Raw genomic sequence first — 22,872 nt, 5'->3', positions numbered from 1 at the left:
GGTCCCTATTGCTGTGATAATTGCTTAATAATGTCAGTAACAGCTTGCTCTTGCTCTTTAGACAACTGGCTATCTTGCGCCTCAATAAAAAAATCTCGGAACATATCAATTTCGCTTCGCGCCAACTTTGCTTGCGCCATTTCCTGCTCTACCCCAATTAACATGCCAGGTTTCTCAAGGTGTAAAACGTTTGGATACACTGAACGAAGTTTTTCCATTGGGTTTAAAATCGCATGTTTATCCATCAAACGAACTAACAAATAATCTTCATTCTTGGGGTCTGTTTTCCCTTGCTCAATAACTTTATCCAGCTCGCCCTCTACAATACGCATTTCATGAGGAGCCGTAAGATCAATATGCTTTGCAGAAACGAATCCTTTCTTGTCCAGTTCAACTAACGTGAAACCTTTTCTCTGGTTCTGTTCACCAAAGCTATACTTCATGAGAGAGCCAGAGTAACGGATATGCTCTGCGCCTTTCTTTTGAGGCTGATGCAAATGACCAAGTGCGACGTAGTCAAAATCTAAGAAGTGTTCATGACTCACGCGATCAGAACCACCAATAGATAATGGTCGTTCAGAGTCTGACTCGATAGCCCCATCAACAAAGCAGTGACTCACGAGCACGCGCTTTTGCTTAGAGATAAAGCGCTCTTTAATTTGCTCAACAAGCAATTGATGAGCCTCATCATGAGTGGATACCGAGGCTTTGTAGGCAAACCTGACCTGTTCAGGGTCGTTATAAGGCATACCATAAAACGCGACCTCGTCCGCAGAGTCCGTTTTTATGATGATGGGAGTGAGCATCTCTTCAAAGTTGCTAACAATATGGAGACCTGCATTTTTCATTTGCTCTGAGCCGAAACCTAACCTTTCTGCACCATCATGGTTGCCAGATATCAATATCATTGGTGTTTCTAACTCGGTACAAATGCGTTTCACGACTCGATTTAACAGTTCTATTGCAACCGTTGGTGGCACCGAACGGTCATAGATATCTCCCGCCACTACAACTGCATCGACGGGGTTGCGTTCAATATAGTTAATCAGTTGTTCGAGTACTGCTTGTTGATCTTCGAGTAGTGATACGTTGTGGAATTGTCGACCAAGATGCCAATCTGAGGTGTGGATAAACTTCATTCGAATTCACTTTCCGCCAATTCTATGAGTAGGCTTGCTTCTGTCAGAGTCCATGTACCGTTTATAAAAAGGAATGCGTCACGGGTGGGATCTCGAACAAGCCAAAACTCAAGTTATTTTATTTCGGTAAGGATATCTTGAGTCGAACAGCTTTTCATGTGGTTTGTGTTCTATGGCTGGCTATTTAATCAGAAAGCGAGAAGAACACTGTAAAAACGCGGTGAGCAAAGCTATTTTGAAAAGCAAGCTGCGCCTAGTCATTGTCCAAACATCATTAAAGGGCCAGTTTCGAGTCAATCCCCCATAACATTTGCATCACTAAAACCTCAACTACTACTAGAAGGAAAAGCAATAGCCAGACCTATTCACTACGCCAATTGTATATTACTCCTACTGCATAGCCATCTGACTCGATGTCCGCTTGCAACACGTGAAAGTCTGGGCAGGGGCTGCTTCTTTGAAGCTCATCAATCACTAACGCTTTTAAAACGCCGCCACATGCACCCAATCCGCCAAGTTTGATATCAACAAATTGATACTGAGTTTGCTCGGTCACCCACGGAGACAAGAATTGCATTGAGTTTAACCATTGCGGTTCTTCCTTATTAACGGATAAATACAATTGACTGAGTGGATGTTCACAACTTACTCCTAATTGCTTAAACACCTTGTCCACGGCGATGCGTTGTTGTTTGGCATCTAAATCAATTCGAACAACATCAGGCACAAGACCTGAATGTCGAAAAAAACACTTGGTTAAAATGATAGAGCTTTGAGGTTTGACATGCCCTTCTACATCACTCGTAACCTCTATAGCCAGTATCCAAGTCGCTTGCGTTTCATTAACTTCACGATTTATCCGATTTAGTGCCATCAAAAATGCAGCTTGGCCATAAGGATAAAAGTAAATTTCAGTATTGACAGTTTGGTCAACGAAAATAGAAAGCTCGCTTATCAATGCTTTAAGCAAACTTTTGTCCACCGAAGATGGTAAAAGAACACAGAGATTCCCCTTGATATCAGCTTGCTCAAGACTCTCGCGCTCAGAGCGCACGAGGCTTAATATATGCTCATCTATTGATTGAGCAAAGTCAGGGGGTCGGATTTCCTCGGACAATCTAAAAGAATCATCAGCTATCTCGCGAACGGTGTGTGAACGGCCATTAAAGGATAGAAGATGCGTTTGAAATGCGAGTGGCATCTAGCCTCCGATTAAAACCGTAGGCATACCAGATAGAATTTTGCCACCATGAGACGTTGAATCGCCGACTCTCGCGGCTGGTTTACCGTTGATTGTTACGCTAGAAGAACCTGCTGAGATACTATCCGGAGGACCGATACAAATAAGCTTGTCGCCTTGTCTTGCCGCAGGTATCCCGCCAATCGTTACGTTTGGTGAACCAACAACGACGGGACCACCGACATGCGGTATCTTTCCTGTTTTTTTAGGGCAAAGATGAAAGCTGCCCAAAATTGCGGCTGGTTTACCCACTTTAAATCACCTTAGTTCAATGAAATTTGCCCAGCTTTAAGAGCAATAGCTGAGCCGTTAATGGATATTTTATTACCTTTGATATTGATTTCTCCAGAGCTAGACATCTGAATAGAAGCACCACCTACTTTGATCTCGACGCTCTTTCCTGCATTAAAAGACAGTACTTCACCCGTTTCATTCGAAAAGTTTTTACCTACTTTCAAGCTCGCGTTCTGACCAACCTCTTGATTAACATCATTGGTCACTTTTTCGGTTTTACTGTTTTCAACGGCGATATCAACACAGTCTTCAACTAGCATTTGGAACAGTTTTTCAGCATGAAGATAAATGTGCTCTTCACCAGGCTTATCATCGAAGCGCAACTCATTAAAATTGGATGTACCTTTTTGTACAGAGCGTGATTTATAACCACTCTGAGAACTTTGCTCTGGTAAAGCGTAAGGAGGGAGTTGACTACCGTTATATAGTGACCCCGTAACGATTGGTTGATCAGGGTCTCCGTTGACAAACTCGACGATGACCTCTTGTCCGACTCTAGGGTGAAACACCGCCCCCCATCCGTTACCTGCGATATTTTGCGCAACACGAATCCAACATGAACTATTTACATCGTATTTACCAACACGGTCCCAGTGAAACTGAACTTTGATACGGCCATGTTTGTCTATGTAAATTTCACCATCTTTGTTCCCCGTAACTACTGCGGTTTGCAAACCTTTCATCTGAGGTTTCGGGTAGTTAACTGAAGGACGCAGGATTGTCTTTGAGTCAACACAACTAAACGAGACTTTGACACCTTGCGCACCGGTCCCACCTTGACCAGTCTGGTTATAAACAGCAGCAGACAAAAAAACAGAAGACAGTACATATTCTTTGCCGACTCGAGATTTATCTTCATGCTTTTTAAACTTGAAGCACTTGCCCACACTGAATGTTCTGCACGTAGCCTCGCCACGACACAAATATGCATTTTGCTGTAGTGCTTCTATTGCACGCGTGTTTCTCAGTGCGTATTGATCATTGCTCTCCATTTCACCCATGTATTCAAAATACTCGCTTCCAGGTACTGTAAAAAAATCACTTTCACCCTTTGCAGTATTTTTAGGATTCGAAGAAGGCTTGAGCATGTTATAGCCTGACTTTTGACTCGCTTTAGTAGTCAGAATTTGCGTTTCATGCCAAGAAGAAATGTGGCTAGATTTCGCCGTACCTGTATCAAAATCGACTAAAAACTCAGTACCCGGCTTATAAAAACTGATGTCATCAAAAATATTGAGCGTATGGGCAGACTTAGTATGTGTAAAACAAAATGATAGCCCCTCTTCCGATAACAGACGTCGAACAAATTCAAGATCTGATTCTTCATATTGTACTTTGTACGTGTATTTAGGATAGGACTTGGTTAGCTCAAAACTAAAGGCAACACTATGCTCCGATAGTACTTCAGAGATAATTTCCTTTATATCTTTATGCTGAAATATTCTGCAATTTTTTCGATATTCAGCGAAACGTAATTTAGGCTCTATTAATAATTCTATGTTTTTATAATTTTCGCCTTTATGTGTATTAGAAACCCTTTTCCCTTCTAATCTTGCAGCAGAAACGTAACCATGCATATAACGAGGATTTGAAGAAACATCCTCATTATTTTCAAGGGTAATGGTAACTTCCTTACCAATAATTTCGTTTAACTCACTTCGTTGATCATTAAAGTAAGCTTTAGCACGCAATGAAAAAAGTTCTGAGATCTCTTCTTTATACTCAAACGAGTTTAGTATGATGGCATCTTTACCGAATGGGGAAGAAATTCGGATGAAATTGTTATCTTGAGTTGCTCTTTTCATTAAATACTTCTTTCAAAAAAATGCGGAGGAATACTCCCCCGCATGAAAATTACATTTGTTGACCTTTAACACCGCTGTAGCCGTATACCAATGGAGCAGAAGTGTTGTTCTTATCGTCAGTAGGAGTCACTGTCATCATCATTTCTGTGTAAGAAATTGTGATAGTTTCAACTGGACGATCGTCTTGGATAGAAACTGAGTAGTTAGAAATCATCGCATCAGTCAGTTCGATCTTCATGATCTCTTCAACCTTCTCACCCTGCTTAGTAATATGGAAAACCGCTGGTTTACCTTTACCAATCGTCGCTTCTTTAAATAAGTCAGGAGAAGAACGGTCTTGAAGTTTAGTGATAGTCAAATCATATAGACGAGTAGCGCTCGCTTCACGGTCCATCGCTGTACCAGTGTATGATGAGATCTCACGACCTACACTCCAATCTACAGATAGTAGTGTAATCAAATCTTTGTATTGCTCGGCTGTTGCCTCACCCTTAATATCTGCGTATTTAAGATACGTATTAGACTGCATGCTAATCTCCTATAGCATTATTAATTGACATATATCGTAGTAATTTAATTATCTGACGTTTGGTGATAATTAGTGATTAATGTATCAAAAACTTCATTTTAAATACGCCCTGTTATATCTTTAAATAAGATTTAATTTAAGCGTTTTTTATAAAAAATAATAGTTAATATGAACCAACTCCCAATTATTATTGAGAGTGTAAAGGATGTTAAACTATTGAGACATCAAGTCCACTAGTTGTACCTTTAACAATAATTTCATCAAACGTCTTATCATTAAGAATTGCATGCAATATTTCATGAGAAATCTTCGGAAGCAATGTATTTTCTATGGTTGTTTGTACCACACGCGCACCACTGCCAGACTCATTGCTATTGTCTACAATATCATTAATTAGTTCCTCATCAAAAAACAGGTCAGCGTTATAGTGCTTACGAATACGAGTCGTAATTTTATCCAACTTTAATTTTGTTATTTCTATCAATACTTTTCTTGATAGAGGCAAATAAGGTAATACGTTCACACGCCCTAAAAATGCAGGTTTAAAGTCGACCAACAAATCATCGCGTAAAGCATCTTTTAGTGCTGACGGCTCAGGAGATAAATCAGGATCAGAATACAAAGACATCGTCGTTTCGGTCCCTGTGTTCGCGGTCATAATAATAATAGTGTTTTTAAAGTCTATATCTCGACCTTCACCGTCTTTAATTGAGCCTTTATCAAACACCTGATAAAAAATATCTTGAACACCAGGGTGCGCTTTTTCCATTTCATCGAGGAGAATTACACTATAAGGTTTACGTCTAACAGCTTCAGTCAGTACACCTCCTTCTCCATAACCGACATAACCAGGAGGAGAACCTAATAGCAATGAGACTTTATGCTCTTCCTTAAATTCCGACATATTGATAGTCGTGACATTTTCTTCACTACCATAGACTTTCTCTGCAATCGCCAAAGCCGATTCGGTTTTACCCACTCCGCTTGGTCCGGTTAGGAGAAATACACCATTTGGTCGTGTCTCATCCGTGAGCTGCGCACTCGCGGTTTTTATCACTTCAGACATGAGCTCTAAAGCGTGATCCTGCCCGACAACTCGCTTACACAAACTTTCTTTCAAACCCAATACTGCTTGGATTTCATCATCCTGAAGTTTACCTAGCGGTATACCGGTCCAATCCGAAATAACTTCTGCGATTAGCGCTTCATTTACATGCGAAAAAACTAAGGGCTGTGAGTTAGCGGAAAGGTTATTTTCAAGCTCTTGTAACTTGTCTCTAGCAGTTTCAGAACCCTCCTGGATTATTTGGGTTCTAAGTGACTTAGCTTCATTTACCCATTCTTTTTCTTTTTCCCAAAGTACTTCTAATTCAATAATGTCATTAGATAGCGCATCAATCTCTTTTCGGACACCTTGCAGCTGCACATCAAGAGATGCTCCTAGCCGACTCTCTTGGCTAAGATGCTCATACTCAGCTTGCTTTGCTTTAAGTTTGTTTCTTTTCGCATCTAGGCCTCCCGGTGTAGATGACTGACTTAACGCAACTCGAGAACAGGCCGTATCCAAAACAGAAACCGCTTTATCTGGCAGTTGACGACCATTAATGTATCGAGCTGACAGTTGGACCGCTGCATTGAGAGCTTGGTTAGTGATATGAACATCGTGGTGTTGTGCCATTACATCAAGTAAGCCTCGTAACATTTCGATCGCGAGTTCAGGGGCAGGCTCATCAACCTTTACGACTTGAAAACGCCTAGTTAAAGCTGCATCTTTTTCAAAATACTTTTTATACTCTGCCCACGTTGTTGCTGCGATCGTTCTGAGTTCACCTCTCGCTAATGCTGGCTTCAGAATATTCGCCGCATCACCTTGGCCCGCTTGCCCACCACCGCCAATTAGGCCATGAGCTTCATCAATGAACAATATAATAGGCTGTGGAGCGTCGTTTACTTCCTTAACAAGGTTCTTAAGCCTGTTTTCAAACTCACCTTTCATGCCTGCGCCGGCTTGCAGTAACGCCAAATCCAGAGACTTAATTGCCACATTTTGCAGAGCGGGAGGTACATCGCCATCAATGATCTTTTGCGCCAAACCTTCAACAACGGCTGTTTTTCCAACACCAGCTTCTCCCGTAAGAATCGGGTTGTTTTGTCGGCGTCTTAATAAAATATCGATCATTAGGCGAATTTCATTATCTCTACCAATCACCGGATCTATTTTACCTTCCCTAGCTTGCTCAGTAAGGTCTGTTGTAAATTGATTCAAGGCGGAATTCGCGTTTGACTGCGCTAAGTCATTCGATCTTGATTGAGGCGCATTACTTTCTTTAAAGTTCAATAAGCGAGATGGTTCTATCTTGTTTAGTTCAGGACTAATCGAACCAGCCATGTTGACTAACGTATCATCAGACAAGTAGGCAAATAAAAGATGGATGCACCCCAACTGTTCTTGATTGAATTCAATGGTTGCAGACAACAAGGCATTTTGCATAACAGTCACCGTATGAGCTGATAGCCCAGGCACCGACTGGCATCCTGTTTTGTATTTTTCTAATGCCTTTTGAATATCGGTTTCAACCTTGATTTTATCGACATCAAATTCGTCAAAAACTTCAGAGTAAATATCGTCAGGATGGCGGATAATCATCATTAACCAGTGAGACATTTCAATACTGTGATGAGTTCGGGAGCTTGCCATCGCAGCTGCCTGTTCAAGTGTTTCCTTAGCCTGAGGAGACAATCTTTCGACCAACGCTGAAAGTGAGAGTGAAGCCATTACATTTCCTTTAAATAGTAATTGTTATAGTTCGATCTTTTGTACGTTCGTGTTTTTTAAGCACAGAACCAATACCTAACTGCCCCTGCTGTTTCGATAAACAAGCTTGTGGTAGCAAACTATGTTTGGTGGTGAGCTGCCACTTCAGTTGTTTATGTTTTCCAATCAACTCATAAGCAGCGTTCTTAATGATTGCTATATTGGGTTGGTTAGGAAGCAATTTACTAACTAGCTGTTTATCTTTTGGCAGAAATTCTATTGTTGTCCCCGCGTTGATGTTCCATGCTTTCGAACCCAAAGACGCTCCTAAACCAAGTTGAGCAAACTGCCCTTCAGGCATAGTTCGGGATGCAAGGCGTGTTTGCTCTTCTTTCGTAAGGTGTAACCATTGTCCTTGAAATTCATGAACTTTTACTTGGCATCCAGATAAACATTCAAGAATACTTTTCAGTCCACCTTTACTTCTCACTGGTGAAGCAAACACACCACCATAGTGCCGGGACAGTGAACTCCCTTTCCCAGTTAATGCCGATTTACAGCTTTCTAACGGCGAACGCGCGCCCTGCGCATGCGCACGAGACTGAACAGTCAGCTGACTCAGTTGCCAACATCGATAATAAAGAGATAATAAGCGATGATTGAAAATATCGTAGAAGTCCACCATAGCCGTATCGCCTTCTTTTTGGCGATGTAAAGCTAATTCACTATAGTGCTGGGGAAGCACACCTTGCTCACCCGTTAGGCCTATTAAATTGGTCTCAATCTCTAACTTGCTGTCATCTATATTTTTCAGTTCACAAAGCTGAGCATTTTCAAAACCTAATGATGGATTAACCTTTAAGTTTAGCTTTTCATGCTTCGGTAACGCATCTGTTCCTATTTGCGCCTCTGCTTGCAGAACTTCGTGTTCAATAAGATGAATCGCTTCAAACAATGGATGTTGCTTTAATTCTCGATAAAATTGTTCCGCGCTCATAGCAACACCTTATCGCCAGTTAATGCGGGCCATAGGTGGAAAAACTTTCCCGTGGACTTAAGTCTTATTTCTAACTGCGTAAAAATGTTAATTTCAGCATATTGCGAGAAGTAAACAGATAAAACACTACCTAAGAGAAAGATCTGCTCTTTAGGTAAAATTTGATCAGAAACCGTCAAAATAACTTTTATACCGTGCGCAAATCCAACTTTGCCTTTCTGACTAATTCTTCCTGTAGTAGGCTCAAACTCTAACTTAGTTAAAGCATCGATTACCGCTTTCGTTTCTGCTGTCCCAGAAAATGCATAGAGATTAAGGGTCTGCTTCAAAGTTGCTAAACCATCTTCCTCGGTAAAATGGTTTAAAGTTAAAAGCTTAGTTAACTGCCATCGTGTGCTTTCATCCATTTCTGGCCGAATAGTTTCTGATAAAGAGACTAAACAACGAACAGATTCGAAATTGTCATTTACCTCCGGTAAAGATACTTGCGGCAGCCCACCTCCAAATGGAAGTTTCTGCGCTAAGTTGCGGTTACAGCACTCAGCTTCCACGTACATTAACCAGTTTTCCCGGCTATCCGGGCTGAACAATTGATGTTTTTTATCAACAAAAGAAATGTAAGTTTCTCTACCTGGCTCATCATACCCACCAGCCCAGTTCTTATCCTCACGTCTCATCAACCAATAAATCTCACTAGTGTTCGTATAATGCGTGTGCTCACCAGCGTGATAACATGGCAAATTGTGGTACGTTTTGTTCCAATTTCTCAACGTTACGTCAGAAATTGAGACAACCTCATTACTTTCAGCTTCTTGGTATTGCGGAGACAAGTGGTAATCGTATTCAGTTGGTAGAATACGCTTAGGCTCCATAATACTTTTAAATAAGTTGATTACAGGCACACAACCTACCATTAAGCTTTCTTCGTCCACTTGCTTTGGAAGCCAGTCATCGTTGGTATCAAAGTAAAAATACAGTTCGAATTGCTCTCCAAGATCTAGCTCAGATAATCCAAGTTCGGTGATATCAAAGAACATAAACTTCTCAGGAAAGTGCAAATACTCAACAAGTAATCTTGCTCCTGAAAAGCTTCTTTTACTGTATGGCACAACTTTCTCATCTTCTGAAAATCCCACTTCAGAAAGATGCCTTTTGGTTAAAGGACGAACTTCTTTGCCATCCACAACAACAGATAAACCAATTAGGTTTTGAAACAGCATTTGGTAGAGCTTAAAAGTCAATTGAGATTGACCGTTTAAATAGAAGCGCAGCCGTTCTGCCCCCATTTCACCAAGAGGAGTCTCTTCATCTTGAGCCGTGAGCTGTACTTTCAAAACTGAATGAGCATTGCTTTCCCATCGTGAGCCAACTGGCTTGAAAGGCGCATTTTTAAAAACGCCAGAGGTCACATCAACAGGATACATTCTGACCGGATAACAAGTTCTAAACTCGCACTCATGATATCCAGGAGCACCGATAACAACTCGCTCGCCTTCTTCTACATCAAAATAAGAGGAAGTGGAGTTAGAACAGCTCATTTTAATGACTGACATTGACGGGATTGGGGCGTGAAAATCAGGATATAACTGTCCCATCAAAGACTCTGTAAATTGAGGGTAACTATTGTCTAAGCTTTGTCTAATCCTTGCTGTTAGAAATGCGCAGCCTTCTAACAATCTTTCTACGTGCGGATCGTCAACCTGTTCCTCACTAATACGAAGTCTCGCAGCAATCTTAGGATACTGCTCCCCAAATTCTTGCCCTTTGTGACGCAAATAAGCTAACTCGCGATTATAGTACTTGAGAAACTCTTCACTCATTTTGCTCTACTCAGTTTCATACCTAAATTTACCGGCTCTACTTCAGAATTGAATCGCACTTCATGAATACTGTTATCAATTAAGCAAGTGGCATTTATCTGTAACCTCAATACCCTATCAATAGCGTTTTTCTCGTCTGAAATCTGGACATGAGGGTTCCTTAACCTCGGCTCAAACTCTTTAATTGCATCATGAACGATGTCGCAAAGCTGATTCTGCCCTTCTTGGCTGCTATAGGGCATTGAGGAAAAATCTGGCAGCCCATAATTCAATATTGAATAACGAACCTCTAAAAGATCATCAGGAATGTTTTTCCATCCAATACGACTATTCAGCATCGACTCTAGATCTCTAAGTAAGCTGCTCAACATCTGTTGCTGGCTTGCAGGGAAGTCTTTCTCATCTCGAGTGAGAGGATCACTATCTATCAATTTGTCGAGCAGAGAAACGGTTAAAGACATGATATTTCTACGCTATTTGTTTCTGTTCTAATAATGTAGTCAAATCACAGATTGGAAGCGCTGAATCACCGACTAACCAACATTTTTGACCCAAGCCAACAAAAGATTCTTGCTCACCAATCTGCTTCCAATCCGTTTCTCGACCTAACTTTTGCGCATCGGTCTCTGAGTCAACATATGTCAACGGCATATGGCCTTCGCCTTCACCAAGTCCATCGATATCAAACTCGACAGGTCGCCAAATACTCTCTAACAATGAAGTAGGTGCTTTAACTTCTAGCGTATGGATGCTCGATATGGGTACAAGAAAATAGTTACCTGCTGTAGAAAACAGTTCAATGTAACCACCTAAACGATCATCAATATCTCTAGCATCTTCGTAGTTTGTGCCGTTTACGTTAAACCCTTTAATAGTACGATGCTCTTCAATGCGATGCGATAGACGTGACGCTTCTTCGTACTCTTGATTTCCGAGAGCAAGATTAAATCGAACAAGCTCTTTAGTTAATTCCTCATCACCTATTACTTTGGCACTAGCCGCACCATTGATAAAATCCTTTCTAGCTTGAGCTGCTTTCACTAAATGTCGTAGCTGACTTGCACCAGGCAGATACTCAGGAAACAATTTAATCGATTGCATGAGCTGAGCGTCCGCACGCTCGAAGTCCCCATCAATGCAAAGAAGCTCAATGAAGGAACTTCTCAAGCTCGCATCTTTAGGTGTTGCTTTAATTTCATCAGTTAATTGCTCTAGAGCGTGTTGCAATAGGCCTTGGGACAAAGCATTTTTCCATTGAGTCATTGTTATTTCCTTACACCATGTGCTCTGGTGATAATTCGGTAATTAATTTAATGCTAGATACCATTTGATCGAGTTGAAAATGCGGTCGCAAATGGATAACTGAGTAATAATGTCCAGGAGTTTCTCTTTTCTCTCGAACTGTAATTTTCGCTTCATTTAGGGGATATTTAGCTCGAAGCTCATCAGACGCTTCATCTGATGCGGTAGTGTACTGATGTAACCAGCGTTGAAAGTCACGCTCTAGGCTTTCTGCATCTTGATACCCACCAATTTTGTCACGCCCCATAACCTTGAGATAATGTGCGACTCGCGATACACACAATGTGTATTGCAACATCGATGTCAGTTTTGCATTCGTTGAAATATGCTTTTCTGCGTATTGTTTGGGCTTGTAGAGAGATACATTCGAGGTCATCCCTACCATATCAGTCTCAGGTATTGGAGAAATAGAAATAAAACCGCACTCAGACAATTCTTGTTCTTTTCTCTCAGAGATTTTCAAGTTTAACGGACATCTTTCACGATCATTCTTGCCGTTAACACGCATCTTGCTCCTTGTAGGAGCGACGATAATGCCCTGACTGTAATCGCCTTGTTTAATCCCTCGCATATGCGTGAACCAACCATGTTCCTGAAATGCTCTAATTGATACGGCAGCAAAACAGTACGCACTACTCCCCCATAGCAAATCTCGGTTGGAGTCGTAGATGTGTTCTTGAAAATTGAATTTATCATTCCGCGAGCCATCACTTTTGTATGGCTGACGGAACAAGACGTTAGGTGCAGTCAAACCAATAAATTTAGCGTCATCGTTATCTCTCAAACTACGCCACTTTGCATAATCTTCCTGTTCAAATTGGGCTGCTATATCTCTTATCGCAGAGAGTTGAGCGAAACTATCAACACCAAACATCTCTGGCGATGCAGACATGATAAATGGGCTGAATGCTGCAGCTGCAGACTGAGAGATCTTACTCAACACAGACAGATCTCTATCAAAATAATTTTTACTAGGATCACAGCGAAGCTGATAATCTCCAACCACCACACCAAAGGGTTCTCCCCCTGCCATGCCATATTCATTTTGATAGAGCAACTTAAATAGTGCTGATTGGTCAAACTCGATGGCTTTGAAAGCATCTTTACTGATTTCATTCCATGTCGCCGTTAAAACCTTAACTTTTACAGAGTCCGATGAACGAGAATCAACCTGTTCACATAAATACCTAACTCCAACCCACCCCCTTTCGAGCTGTTGAAACTCAGGATGATGTAATATTTCATTTAGTTGAGATTCTAATAGCTCATCAATGCGGTTAATTGTGTTCATCACACTATGACGAAAGCTGTCCAAATCTCTTGAACGTGTACCTTCTAGCCAAATTCGCGCTGACGCTACAAGATCAGAAGATTCATTGAATCGAGTCAACCACGGGCTATCAAGTTCAGCATAGCCTCCGGTACTGAACTCATGTTTTAGCTTGCTAGGGTCGCGAAAGTTAAGTGACACTGCTAATTCCATCTAGAACATAAAGATTGGTCATGGCTGGCCTTTCGACCAGCCAATTCATTTCTTATCCACCTGACTGAGGGATCTTTGCCACAAGTCGCAAAGATGTGGTCAGTTCTTCCATTTGTAACCAAGGCTTCAGCCATGCTACGGCATTGTAAGAACCAGGTGCGCCAGGAATTTCCTTAACCTGAACACGAGCGTCTGCTAGAGGGTATTTCGCTCTGATCTCTTGACCACCGCCTTCAGAAGCATTGACGTAACCTAGGATCCAGCGGTTCAGCCAAGACTCAACGTCTTCTGCTTCCATAAAGCTACCAATTTTATCTCGAGCCATTACTTTCAAATAATGCGCAAAACGAGATGTTGCCATCATATAAGGTAGGCGGGCAGAAATGGCCGCATTGGCCGTTGCTTCAGGGGATTCATGGTTCGCTGGTTTTTGACAGGTTTGCGCACCAAAGAACACTGCATAGTTGGTGTTTTTGTAGTGACAAAGCGGTAAGAAACCAAGCTTACCAAGCTCCGCCTCACGTCTGTCGGTAATACCAATCTCTGTTGGGCACTTCATATCAGGGTCGCCATCATCACTCATGAAGAAATGCGTTGGCAAGTTATCCACTCGACCGCCGCCTTCTGCACCACGGATGGCAGTACAAAATCCATATTTTGAAAATGCGTCGGTTAACTTAACACCAAGAACATACGAAGAGTTCATCCAACAGTAGTCGTTATGTTCAGCGTTAACAGCAATACCTGAAACAGGATCTACTTCGAACTCTTCAAACCCAAACTCTTCGACTGGAGCGGTAGCTTGTCCGTATGGCAAACGAGCAAGGACTTTTGGCATCGTCAGACTAACGAAGCGCGAATCGGCACTCTCGCGGAACGAACGCCATTGGGCGTATTCTAGTGATTCAAATACCTTATCTAGGTCGCGTGGTTTTGACAACTCAGTCCACTCATCAAAGCCGAATAGTGCTGGTGAAGCTGCGGACAAGAATGGAGAGAAGCCAGAAGCCGCTACATTTGACATTAGGCGTAACGACTCAATATCTTCTGGGTGGTTGGTAAACTCATAGTCTCCAATCAATGCACCATACGGTTCACCACCAGCACTACCAAACTCAGACTCGTAAACCTTTTTAAAGATCTGGCTTTGATCAAACTCAACAGCTTTGCTCAAGTCTTTATGTAGCTCTTTCTTGGTCATGCTCATCATGCGAACTTTCAGAGTAGAGCTGGTCTCTGAATTCATCACTAGATAATTTAAGCCGCGCCAAGAACCTTCGAGTTTCTGTAATTCTGGGTGATGCATTACTTCAGACAACTGATCAGAAATCTGCCTATCGAGCAAATTAATCGCTTCACGAAAAGTTACTGTTAGGTTTTTGTTCCAAGTAACTGTCCCTTTCATTGCTTCTTCAGCGAGCGTTTTAATCAGCTCCTCAGCACGAGAAGCTTCGGTCTGCTTAGTCGCACCAATAGCTTGATCTAAGAATGAAATTGTCTGTTCATTAACAGTTGGATCTAACTGTTTTTCAGCTTCAGTCGTCATTATTCCGCTCCTTCAGTACTGTCTGACTTCGCTTTCTTGCCAAGATCTAACTCGCCTGCAAGTCTTGCCAGATTGTCTGTATTGTTCAAAACATCCTCTAGGATATTTTCAAGCTCTTCTGAGCGGTCAACTTTTGTCATCAAATCACGCAGTTTATTACGCGTTTCCATCAATTGGCGTAGTGGATCAACTTGATTTACGATCGCAGCAGGCTCAAAGTCTTGCATTGATTTAAAGTTTAAATCGACCTCAAACTGTGAATCGTCATTCGCAAGCTTATTCGCAACTTTAAACTTCACCGATGGATTCATTTTTTTGAGTACATCGTCAAAGTTATCTCGATCGATCTGAATAAAACGGCGGTCTTTTAATGGCTTCAACGCTTCTGTGTTTTGACCAGCGAAGTCACCCATTACACCTACAACAAAAGGCAGTTCTTTCTTAAGAGTCGTACCTTCAGTTTCAACATCATAGGTAATGTGGACACGAGGCTTCCGTACTCGTGATAGTTTCGAGTGGATACTCGTCATACCATTCTCCCTTTATTAATTTTCATTTTGTTCTGCTATGCCAACCAAACGGAAGTAGCTTTTCTTTGCATCCCCGTCGGAGATAAGTTCCGCCAGTAACTCCGGCAGAGGCATCCCACACCAACGAATAATCTGTTCGATGGAGTAAGAAACTGGTGAGTGAGGTTCACTCTCTCGGAAGAAATCAGCTACTTGCTGCAATTGTCTAATTGCCTGCTCTCGTGATTTCATGTTTGTCGCTAATAATGCATCACAACTTTGTGAACTTAACGGTTGTTCAGAAGAAGATTCATCAAGATCCTCTAGCTCTTCAAACACGGCTTGTGGTTGATTGAAACGATCTCCTAGAAGGTGCTTTAATGCCGAGTGTATTGATTCAAGTCTTTTTGATATATAAGAGCTAGGAGTCACATCACCGGCCGCTTCGTCTAATCGCTGACTGAATTCATTAAATGATTCTGTAGCGAACTCCAAATCCGTGATTAATTCTTGATAAAACGTATCAGAAGTCGACTTAACCGTAGTTATAATTTCAGATAACTCAACAGCCCCAAGCTCGACTCGATTTCGGCGCTTATCTTCGTCTAAGCGCTCAAGCTCTATAGCTTGCTGATATTCCCAATAGGCATAAGCTTGCTCCACGCCTAAGTCAGTCAATGGTATACAAGCAATTGGAAAAATAAGTGTTCCTTCACTATCGATACCATTGAGGCCAATAATCGCCGATATTCTTGTCTCAATACCATCTTCATCAGGCATTGGGTACAGATCATCCCAAAAGTTCTCAATTAAACTGGTTGCGAGTTTGTAGCCAACGCCCATACCACGAAAACCATACAATCGAGTTAGGGCTTCTATAAGCCAGGCAACAAATTCCAAATCTTTAGACTGATTCGTGAGTATTTCTGGGACATCTTCAATAAATACTCGCCATAAATTACTGTGGGTATAGATACTTTCTTCTTCTATAAGAGCATTACGTTCAGCGTTGCGGGCGGCCATACGCTGATCTTTCAACCGATAGTAAGCAGACTGTGGTGATACATCCTCTCTAGGATCAACACCTGTAGGATTTTCTTGAGATATAGGAGCCAACGCTTGTTCATACCAATCAAACATTTCATTACTCATAAGCTCTCCCTCTTAGAAAGACAGGTATTGTCGCGTCTTCTCTAGTTACTGTTTCGCACTCCGTTTGCGCTTGGCGAACTTTGATCAAAGCACAAGTTACGTTATCACTTGCGCCCCGAACCAAAGCCGAATGCATGAGCGCTAATCCAGCTTGGTTGACTGAGTCTGCATACAATGTCCGATGAATTTCATCACTCGTAAGTTCCTTAGAGAGTCCATCGCTACAGAGTAGAAACTGATCGCCGTCAGCCAACTGCCCTGAAACTTGATCAATAGTGACACTTTCGTCGACCCCAACAGCTCTGGTAATAACATTTGCAAGAGGGTGAGATTCGGCATCTTCAAATGCCAATAAGCCCTGATCCACTAAGTCCATGACTTGACTATGATCACGTGTTTTTTGGACAAAATTACCACTTCTAAGCTGGTAAATTCGGCTATCCCCCACCCAAAGGCAGTGGTAATACCCATCCTGAATAAACAACAAAACAAGTGTTGTTCCCATCGTTTTACCGTCTAAGTGATTTTGTGCGTATTGGTAAATTTCTAAGTTCGCTTCTTGAACCACTCTTCGGATATCATCGATATTAGTATTGGAGACATCCTGCATGTGGCGCGCGACTCTATCCACTAGCATCTGGCTTGCTATATCGCCAGCACTGTGTCCACCCATTCCATCGGCAACCACCCAAATATGCTGCTCTGTCATATCCAACAGAGCATCCTCGTTATAAGGGCGTACTTTTCCTGCGTGCGATTTAGCAAAGGTAAAATAGTTCCAATTCATTCTTCTATCCTACCAATTCCACTTTTTCCAGCCGCCATCAAGCATGGCTGAAAACTGACCAATTGAAGGAAATCCACTAGTAATGAACATGCATGGTTCAACCTTCGTTGAACCTTCAGTCCACCAAAAACATGGTTTACTCAATTTTTCTTTAATGAGGTAATTCAAAAGCGTATTTTGATCAGTATTGCCGTGATCATGAAAAACTGTAGATATTTGGCTTTGATAAAGAAACTCTAGAGGCCTCACTTCACTTGTTACATTCGCAACGAGGTCATTTTTTTCTTGAGTACTCTTATGCCAAACATCAAAGACAAAGTCGTCCTCAAGTACCGAAAGAGCAAGAGCTGCACTGTCCTCTGTCCAAGCTCTGTCACCCCAATATTGCGCAGCTTCACCTTTTACGGCACGAGCTATAGTAAAGAAAAAGTATCTACCGCATGCATCAACACTAGGAATCATGCTACCAATGTAGGTTGAGTCTTCTAAATAGCTAATATCCAAAGCAAAGTGCCACACAGGAGCCGTTAAAAAGTGCTCATTCCAGCTTTCACCCAGTTGTTCCCTGCTGACTGCAATAACCGCCTGTTGCCAATCATGCCAACGCTCCGAGAAATCTTGTGATAAACCATCTTTCACAAAGTCCCCTTTTGCGGGCATTTTACCGATATAGCCCCAGCCTGATGTTATAAGGTTCGTGGACATCTGAACCTCTCCATTTCATTTGACCAAAAAGGATTAATGGCACTAGAAGGAATAAGCTCTAGCTGCACCTTATTTCCCTTTAAATCAATCATAACTATATTGTCTTTACGCGATTCTGGCCTTGCTTTAAGTGATTGATCCAAAAGCTTGAATATGCCCCACTCACCTTCATAGGTATGCGCAATTTCGCGTTTAGATTCAGGTGGTGTGAACACAATTCGAGTCTGATCTTGACCGGCAGGCCAACTCAACGATTTAGCTCTTGCTGGTCCATGCTTATAAACCAAATCTTGTCCACCCAACTCTAAGACAAATCGAGTAATGTGCTGGTCTAGATAAACAGGCTTCATCCCAAACTCTACGCGTAAGGAATTATCAGATTCAAAGAAAGACTGCCTGATACGTTGCGCTCTTTGAAAGACCATTAGTGTTTCTGGGCGAACTCCAATTTCCTTTTCTAATCGCCAACGACTTTTCGAAGTATCCACAAACGGTTCGAGGTATTCTTGGAAGAATGCGTCAAGCGTACCTCCATAACCAAAGAATCGCTTAAAGTCTTTCAATCTAACTTCTCTGCTCGCGTTGGGCTCGAATGGATATCTGCCAGCAATAGTCCGCTGATAAGGGCGGACCACTTGTGTTACCCAAAGTTGATTTAGATGATCCTTCGAACCGCTCTCCGCAAACTTAACCGACTCTTGAGAAAGCTCACCTAGCCATTGATTAAATGGTCTCGGCAAAAGTTCTTTAGCACGAGCAAAGGAAGCTGCGACATCTTGTGTAACGGTTCCATCTAAAATACTTTTGTAGGCAATTTTCTGATTGTTACCAGAGCTTGATAAGTCACTTAAATACGAACGCAAGTTAACCATTGCTTGTTGAATATCATCAAAGTCTTGCTCACCAAGGCGTAAGATCTCTGAAAAATGCGATTCGACTTCTTTACCTGGCAGAGCAACATTGAAACCGTTTTCTTCAGGTAAATACATGTCTAGTCTATCTGCCGTATTTGAAAACTTAACTTTGGCAACTTTACCAGCAACTTCAGAAGCGGCTTTTTGATTTTCTGACAATGATACTTTTGATAGAGCAACCTCTTTTTGGATTGCTCTCAACAAAGATTCGATTGGTCTTTCAACTCCAGATAAAATCCTCGCTTGCTCTGTCGCAAGTTCTAGGCTCGGAGCCTGCTTCAATTGAATATCTTCGATCAACGTTTTCCATTCATTAACATAATCTTGATAGTATCGAGACTGAACGCCTTGGATGGCACTATCTTGATCAATTTCATGAGCCTTAAGATCGTCACCATAAACCCAGTTCTCTTCCATTAAGCTTTTTACTGTACGGTTGATCTGAATCTGAAAAATGCTATGAAAACCATTGTACGTGTAGAAACCCGAAATGCCTTGTGATAGCGGTTTTCCACTAGCTCGCTCGAACTGCTCAAGCCCTTTAGGTCCCAATACATCAGTCAAGCGAAATGAAGGTACATGACTCTTAGAAAATTGTATTTTCATTCGCTGATAAGCACGTTCAGGTAGAGACATTTGAGTCAACACTTCTCGAGCACTCGTCACGGCAGCAGTGTTGTAAGTAAAGCCTTGTCCATCGTTGCCTAATAAATATTGAGTGTGCTGTAGCAAACGTCTTCTTAAGTCTGCGTTTAGCTCACCCGGATATTGACGTTCGAAATAAAAGTTAAACCAAGCCAACACTTCATCTTGTTGATATTTGTCTGGATTGAATAACATCAAATACGTTTTTAACGTTTCGTACAAATACTCACGATGCTGTTGATTGCTCTCCATTTCTGACACCAAGCTATCAAGAAGCAGAGGGGCGTAATATTGGGTCAAAGCATCAGAATATGCATTGTTTGCCGCCTGAGACACTTTGTCTCCTTGATAGAGACCAAACCTCTTTACAGAGTCGGCATCACCGTAGTCGCTTTGCTTTCCGAGAGGAAGCGTCATCAACCTATCTAATGTTTCTACAGCTGAAACAATATCCGCTTCAAAATCTAAACTTTGAGCGCCAATCATTGCATCAATATGGCTCGCTTGTTCATTGGTATCGACAATTAACTGTGAGTTCCACTTATAACTCATAAACCAAAGCGCAGAAGCTCCTAGCAGTAGCGTTGTACATCCAATGTAAACACCTCGACGCATCCAACCTGACTGCTTTTGATAGTGACGATTAACTGTTCCTAACAGTTGCTCTTTGAAAATAACCTTGTCAAAAAGATTCTTTACGAAATAACTATGAGAACCAGTCTGACTCTTTGCTAGAGCTAAACGATTTAACCCAAGTCCATTGGTTGATTCATTCATCAGCTTATCGACTGGTAAGCCTTCTTGAACCGAACTCAACATAAACACACCACGAATCAAGGCAGGCTCTTCAAAACTGTTTTGTGCAAAAATTTCAGCTAAAAACTCGTCAAGATTAGCTTGTAGCACTCTTAATTGCTTTGGAAATTCAAAGATAAGCGCGCGTTTATCTAAATCGTCCTCTGTTTCAAGTATTCTAAGCATACGGGCATCAAGGCGCTCCAACATGCCATGAAATTCTTTGTTGAATAGAGAAATAACGCCTCTTTCATCATCCACTTCACGAGGGAACATGAAACCAAATAATTCCTCTCGCTCTTCCTTACTTAAATCGGCAAAAAACTCATTGAAACCGGCAACTAAATCCATTTTGGTGAGCAATACGTAAATCGGAAACTGCATGCCTAACTGGTTTTTCAGTTCTTGAAGTCTCGACTTAATTGCTCGAGCATGAAGACTTCGCTCGGTTCGAGTCTGAGACATCACGCTGGCTAAACTTATCGTAACAATCGCACCATTAATTGGTCTTTGCGTTCTATACTTTTTCAACAATCCTAAGAAACCATGCCACGCTTTAGAGTCGACCTTTTCTTGACTGTCTTGTGTCGTATACCGGCCAGCCGTATCTATAAGAACTGCTTTATTTGCAAACCACCAATCACAGTGGCGAGTGCCACCTACACCGGCAATAGAGTCAGAGCCAAGGCTGTCTCCTAATGGAAACTCTAACCCCGACTGCTTTAATACGGTTGTTTTCCCCGTTCCAGGAGGGCCAATCAACACATACCACGGTAAGTCATACAAGCTTCTCTTGCCTTTGTGTGTTTTCGTCACTACTTTGACAGCTTGCTCAATACGCTCGCGCATTAAGTCAATTTCACTTGCCGCTTCTTTATCTGATAGGCTATCAACCTCAAGCAACGTTTGAATACTTTCGTCTTCTTTCACCTTTTGCTTATGCTGCTTGGTAACGTTAAATATCGCCCAAAGCAACACCAACACTAGAATAGTGACTAGCCGTTGAAAGTCACTCTTTAGGGGCTCATATCCCGCTATCGCAATAAGTGGACCAACAACCCAAATGAAAATAGAACAAGCAGCGACACCTATAAGACCGAGAAACCATCTTTGAGTAAATATTCTGCCAATTTCTTTAATACGCATCTCTATCTACCTATTATTAATTCGCGACAAGAAGGTCGATTTCAATCCGGCGGTTAATAGCTCGGTTTTCATCACTACTGTTTTCAACTAATGGTCTTGCATCCCCCAATCCCTCGGGTATCACTCGCCCTTCTAATGCACTATTCGAGATCAGTTGTTCAGACATAGCAGTGGCTCGAGCTAATGATAGGTGCCAGTTCGAGGGATATTTACTCGTGAAAATAGGCCTATCGTCGGTGTGACCAGTAACAATGATCTTGCCTTGGGTCGACTCCAATGTTCTCGCAAGCTTAGAAATAACGGGTTGGATGTAAGCGACAACATCAGCACTACCTGATTCAAATAGATCTTGAGACTTTAACGAAATTCTTACCCTGTCTTGCAGCGGCTCAACATTGATTAGCCCCTTACCGATCTCAGTTGCTAGATACATTGAAATCTTTTCTGCAATTGGCGCTGATTTTGATTCTGACGTTGCATCTTGGTTAAGTTGTTGCGGTTGAATCAAATTGACTAATTGAGAAAAGGTGCGATTGGATGCCTTATTTAGCTCATAACTAAAATACATATATATGCAGACCAATAGTGCCGCCGTTACAGAACATACAACCCAAAGAGGAGCTCTATCAGAAGCCTTTGAGCCATTCAAAATGTGTTGGTCGATACTATTGCTTAGTTCCTGAGGGACTCCTCTCCCATAAGTCTTAAGAGTAGCAATAACCTGTCTTCTCAATTTCCGGTGCGATTCCAGTCCATTTTTTTCTAAACGGTATTGACCCAGAAACCCGAGAGATAAGCACACATACATTAGTTCAAGCAAATCTAAGTTCACATCTGGTTTCGCCATGCACTTATCAAGATGCTTAAAGAACGCTTCCCCACCTTGACTGCTAGCATAGAAGGAGCTAAGTAATGAATCGTGACTCCAGAATGAATTCCCACCCCAATTGGTGTTAAGGACAACTTCATCTAGTGAACAGCATAAACAATAACGAGCTGTATCAATGGTATCCAAATCAACGTCATGCTGACGTAATCGGTTCTCATAATCTCTAAGCTTTTGTGCCAATGTCTCTTTTAGAAACAACGGATCGGAATGAGTCGCTGTCGAGCGAATTTGACCGATAATAGATAACAGGCCATTCGCCTCTGCTAGTAGAGAGTTATTCCCATAAGCGACCACTGAATCATTGTTCACCAATTCAGGACTTTTTGAGATAACTACGGTATTATCCACAGACTTTTCTGATTGTGGTTTCGATGCGGGTGCTCTTCCACCCGGTGTTGGTTTTACTATCGTTTGTTCCAT

18 protein-coding genes are annotated in these 22,872 nt (G+C 41.8%); all 18 read right to left on the bottom strand.

Annotated features, from left to right (window positions below):
* Window positions 1-5: 5 nt before the first annotated feature.
* The 18 genes from R7P67_RS03985 to tssL all read right to left on the bottom strand — a co-directional run bounded on the left by R7P67_RS03985 (window position 6) and on the right by tssL (window position 22,872).
* Window positions 6-1,139, bottom strand: a complete 1,134-nt coding sequence (locus R7P67_RS03985) for an exonuclease SbcCD subunit D (RefSeq protein WP_005375971.1) — start codon at window positions 1,137-1,139, stop codon at window positions 6-8.
* 361 nt (window positions 1,140-1,500) lie between these two features.
* Window positions 1,501-2,340 (bottom strand): NAD/NADP transhydrogenase subunit beta, encoded by an 840-nt coding sequence (locus R7P67_RS03980; protein WP_262606013.1) that lies wholly within the window; start codon window positions 2,338-2,340, stop codon window positions 1,501-1,503.
* Window positions 2,341-2,631: a PAAR domain-containing protein gene (locus R7P67_RS03975; protein ID WP_005375969.1), complete on the bottom strand. Its 291-nt coding sequence runs from the start codon at window positions 2,629-2,631 to the stop codon at window positions 2,341-2,343.
* Between the two features lie 11 nt (window positions 2,632-2,642).
* Window positions 2,643-4,478: a type VI secretion system tip protein TssI/VgrG gene (gene tssI, locus R7P67_RS03970; RefSeq protein WP_318085884.1), complete on the bottom strand. Its 1,836-nt coding sequence runs from the start codon at window positions 4,476-4,478 to the stop codon at window positions 2,643-2,645.
* Between the two features lie 49 nt (window positions 4,479-4,527).
* Window positions 4,528-5,007 carry an Hcp family type VI secretion system effector gene (locus R7P67_RS03965; protein WP_005375967.1) on the bottom strand — a complete coding sequence of 160 codons (480 nt, stop codon included), beginning with the start codon at window positions 5,005-5,007 and terminating at the stop codon, window positions 4,528-4,530.
* A 208-nt stretch (window positions 5,008-5,215) separates the two neighbouring features.
* Window positions 5,216-7,783, bottom strand: coding sequence for a type VI secretion system ATPase TssH (gene tssH, locus R7P67_RS03960; RefSeq protein WP_017820212.1), 2,568 nt, complete (start codon window positions 7,781-7,783; stop codon window positions 5,216-5,218).
* 10 nt (window positions 7,784-7,793) lie between these two features.
* Window positions 7,794-8,759: a type VI secretion system baseplate subunit TssG gene (gene tssG, locus R7P67_RS03955; RefSeq protein ID WP_005375963.1), complete on the bottom strand. Its 966-nt coding sequence runs from the start codon at window positions 8,757-8,759 to the stop codon at window positions 7,794-7,796.
* Entirely contained in the window at window positions 8,756-10,579 is a 1,824-nt protein-coding gene (tssF, locus tag R7P67_RS03950) for a type VI secretion system baseplate subunit TssF (protein ID WP_086047345.1), read from the bottom strand. Before tssF ends, tssG begins: the two co-directional genes overlap by 4 nt.
* A complete protein-coding gene (gene tssE / locus R7P67_RS03945; protein ID WP_017635621.1) occupies window positions 10,576-11,040 on the bottom strand; it encodes a type VI secretion system baseplate subunit TssE in 465 nt (154 codons plus the stop codon). The genes tssF and tssE overlap by 4 nt, the downstream gene beginning before the upstream one ends.
* Window positions 11,041-11,047: 7 nt before the next feature.
* Window positions 11,048-11,842 (bottom strand): type VI secretion system accessory protein TagJ, encoded by a 795-nt coding sequence (locus R7P67_RS03940; protein ID WP_005375952.1) that lies wholly within the window; start codon window positions 11,840-11,842, stop codon window positions 11,048-11,050.
* A gap of 10 nt (window positions 11,843-11,852) precedes the next feature.
* The gene (gene tssC, locus R7P67_RS03935) at window positions 11,853-13,364 is read right to left on the bottom strand and encodes a type VI secretion system contractile sheath large subunit (protein WP_104980726.1); all 1,512 of its coding nucleotides are present in this window, start codon (window positions 13,362-13,364) and stop codon (window positions 11,853-11,855) included.
* A gap of 52 nt (window positions 13,365-13,416) precedes the next feature.
* Window positions 13,417-14,910, bottom strand: a complete 1,494-nt coding sequence (gene tssC / locus R7P67_RS03930; RefSeq protein ID WP_104980728.1) for a type VI secretion system contractile sheath large subunit — start codon at window positions 14,908-14,910, stop codon at window positions 13,417-13,419.
* Window positions 14,910-15,440: a type VI secretion system contractile sheath small subunit gene (tssB, locus tag R7P67_RS03925; protein WP_005375949.1), complete on the bottom strand. Its 531-nt coding sequence runs from the start codon at window positions 15,438-15,440 to the stop codon at window positions 14,910-14,912. Before tssB ends, tssC (R7P67_RS03930) begins: the two co-directional genes overlap by 1 nt.
* Before the next feature lie 15 nt (window positions 15,441-15,455).
* Window positions 15,456-16,571 (bottom strand): type VI secretion system protein TssA, encoded by a 1,116-nt coding sequence (tssA, locus tag R7P67_RS03920; protein WP_054701384.1) that lies wholly within the window; start codon window positions 16,569-16,571, stop codon window positions 15,456-15,458.
* Window positions 16,564-17,358 (bottom strand): PP2C family protein-serine/threonine phosphatase, encoded by a 795-nt coding sequence (locus R7P67_RS03915; protein WP_005375947.1) that lies wholly within the window; start codon window positions 17,356-17,358, stop codon window positions 16,564-16,566. The genes tssA and R7P67_RS03915 overlap by 8 nt, the downstream gene beginning before the upstream one ends.
* A 9-nt stretch (window positions 17,359-17,367) precedes the next feature.
* Window positions 17,368-18,063, bottom strand: a complete 696-nt coding sequence (gene tagF, locus R7P67_RS03910; RefSeq protein WP_005387528.1) for a type VI secretion system-associated protein TagF — start codon at window positions 18,061-18,063, stop codon at window positions 17,368-17,370.
* A complete protein-coding gene (gene tssM / locus R7P67_RS03905; protein ID WP_262637963.1) occupies window positions 18,045-21,563 on the bottom strand; it encodes a type VI secretion system membrane subunit TssM in 3,519 nt (1,172 codons plus the stop codon). Before tssM ends, tagF begins: the two co-directional genes overlap by 19 nt.
* Window positions 21,564-21,579: 16 nt before the next feature.
* Window positions 21,580-22,872, bottom strand: coding sequence for a type VI secretion system protein TssL, long form (gene tssL / locus R7P67_RS03900; protein WP_005375939.1), 1,293 nt, complete (start codon window positions 22,870-22,872; stop codon window positions 21,580-21,582).

The sequence above is a fragment of the Vibrio sp. Vb0937 genome (assembly GCF_033338855.1).
The sequence above is the reverse complement of the archived record's forward strand: the minus strand, read 5'-3'. Positions and strand labels throughout refer to the sequence as shown.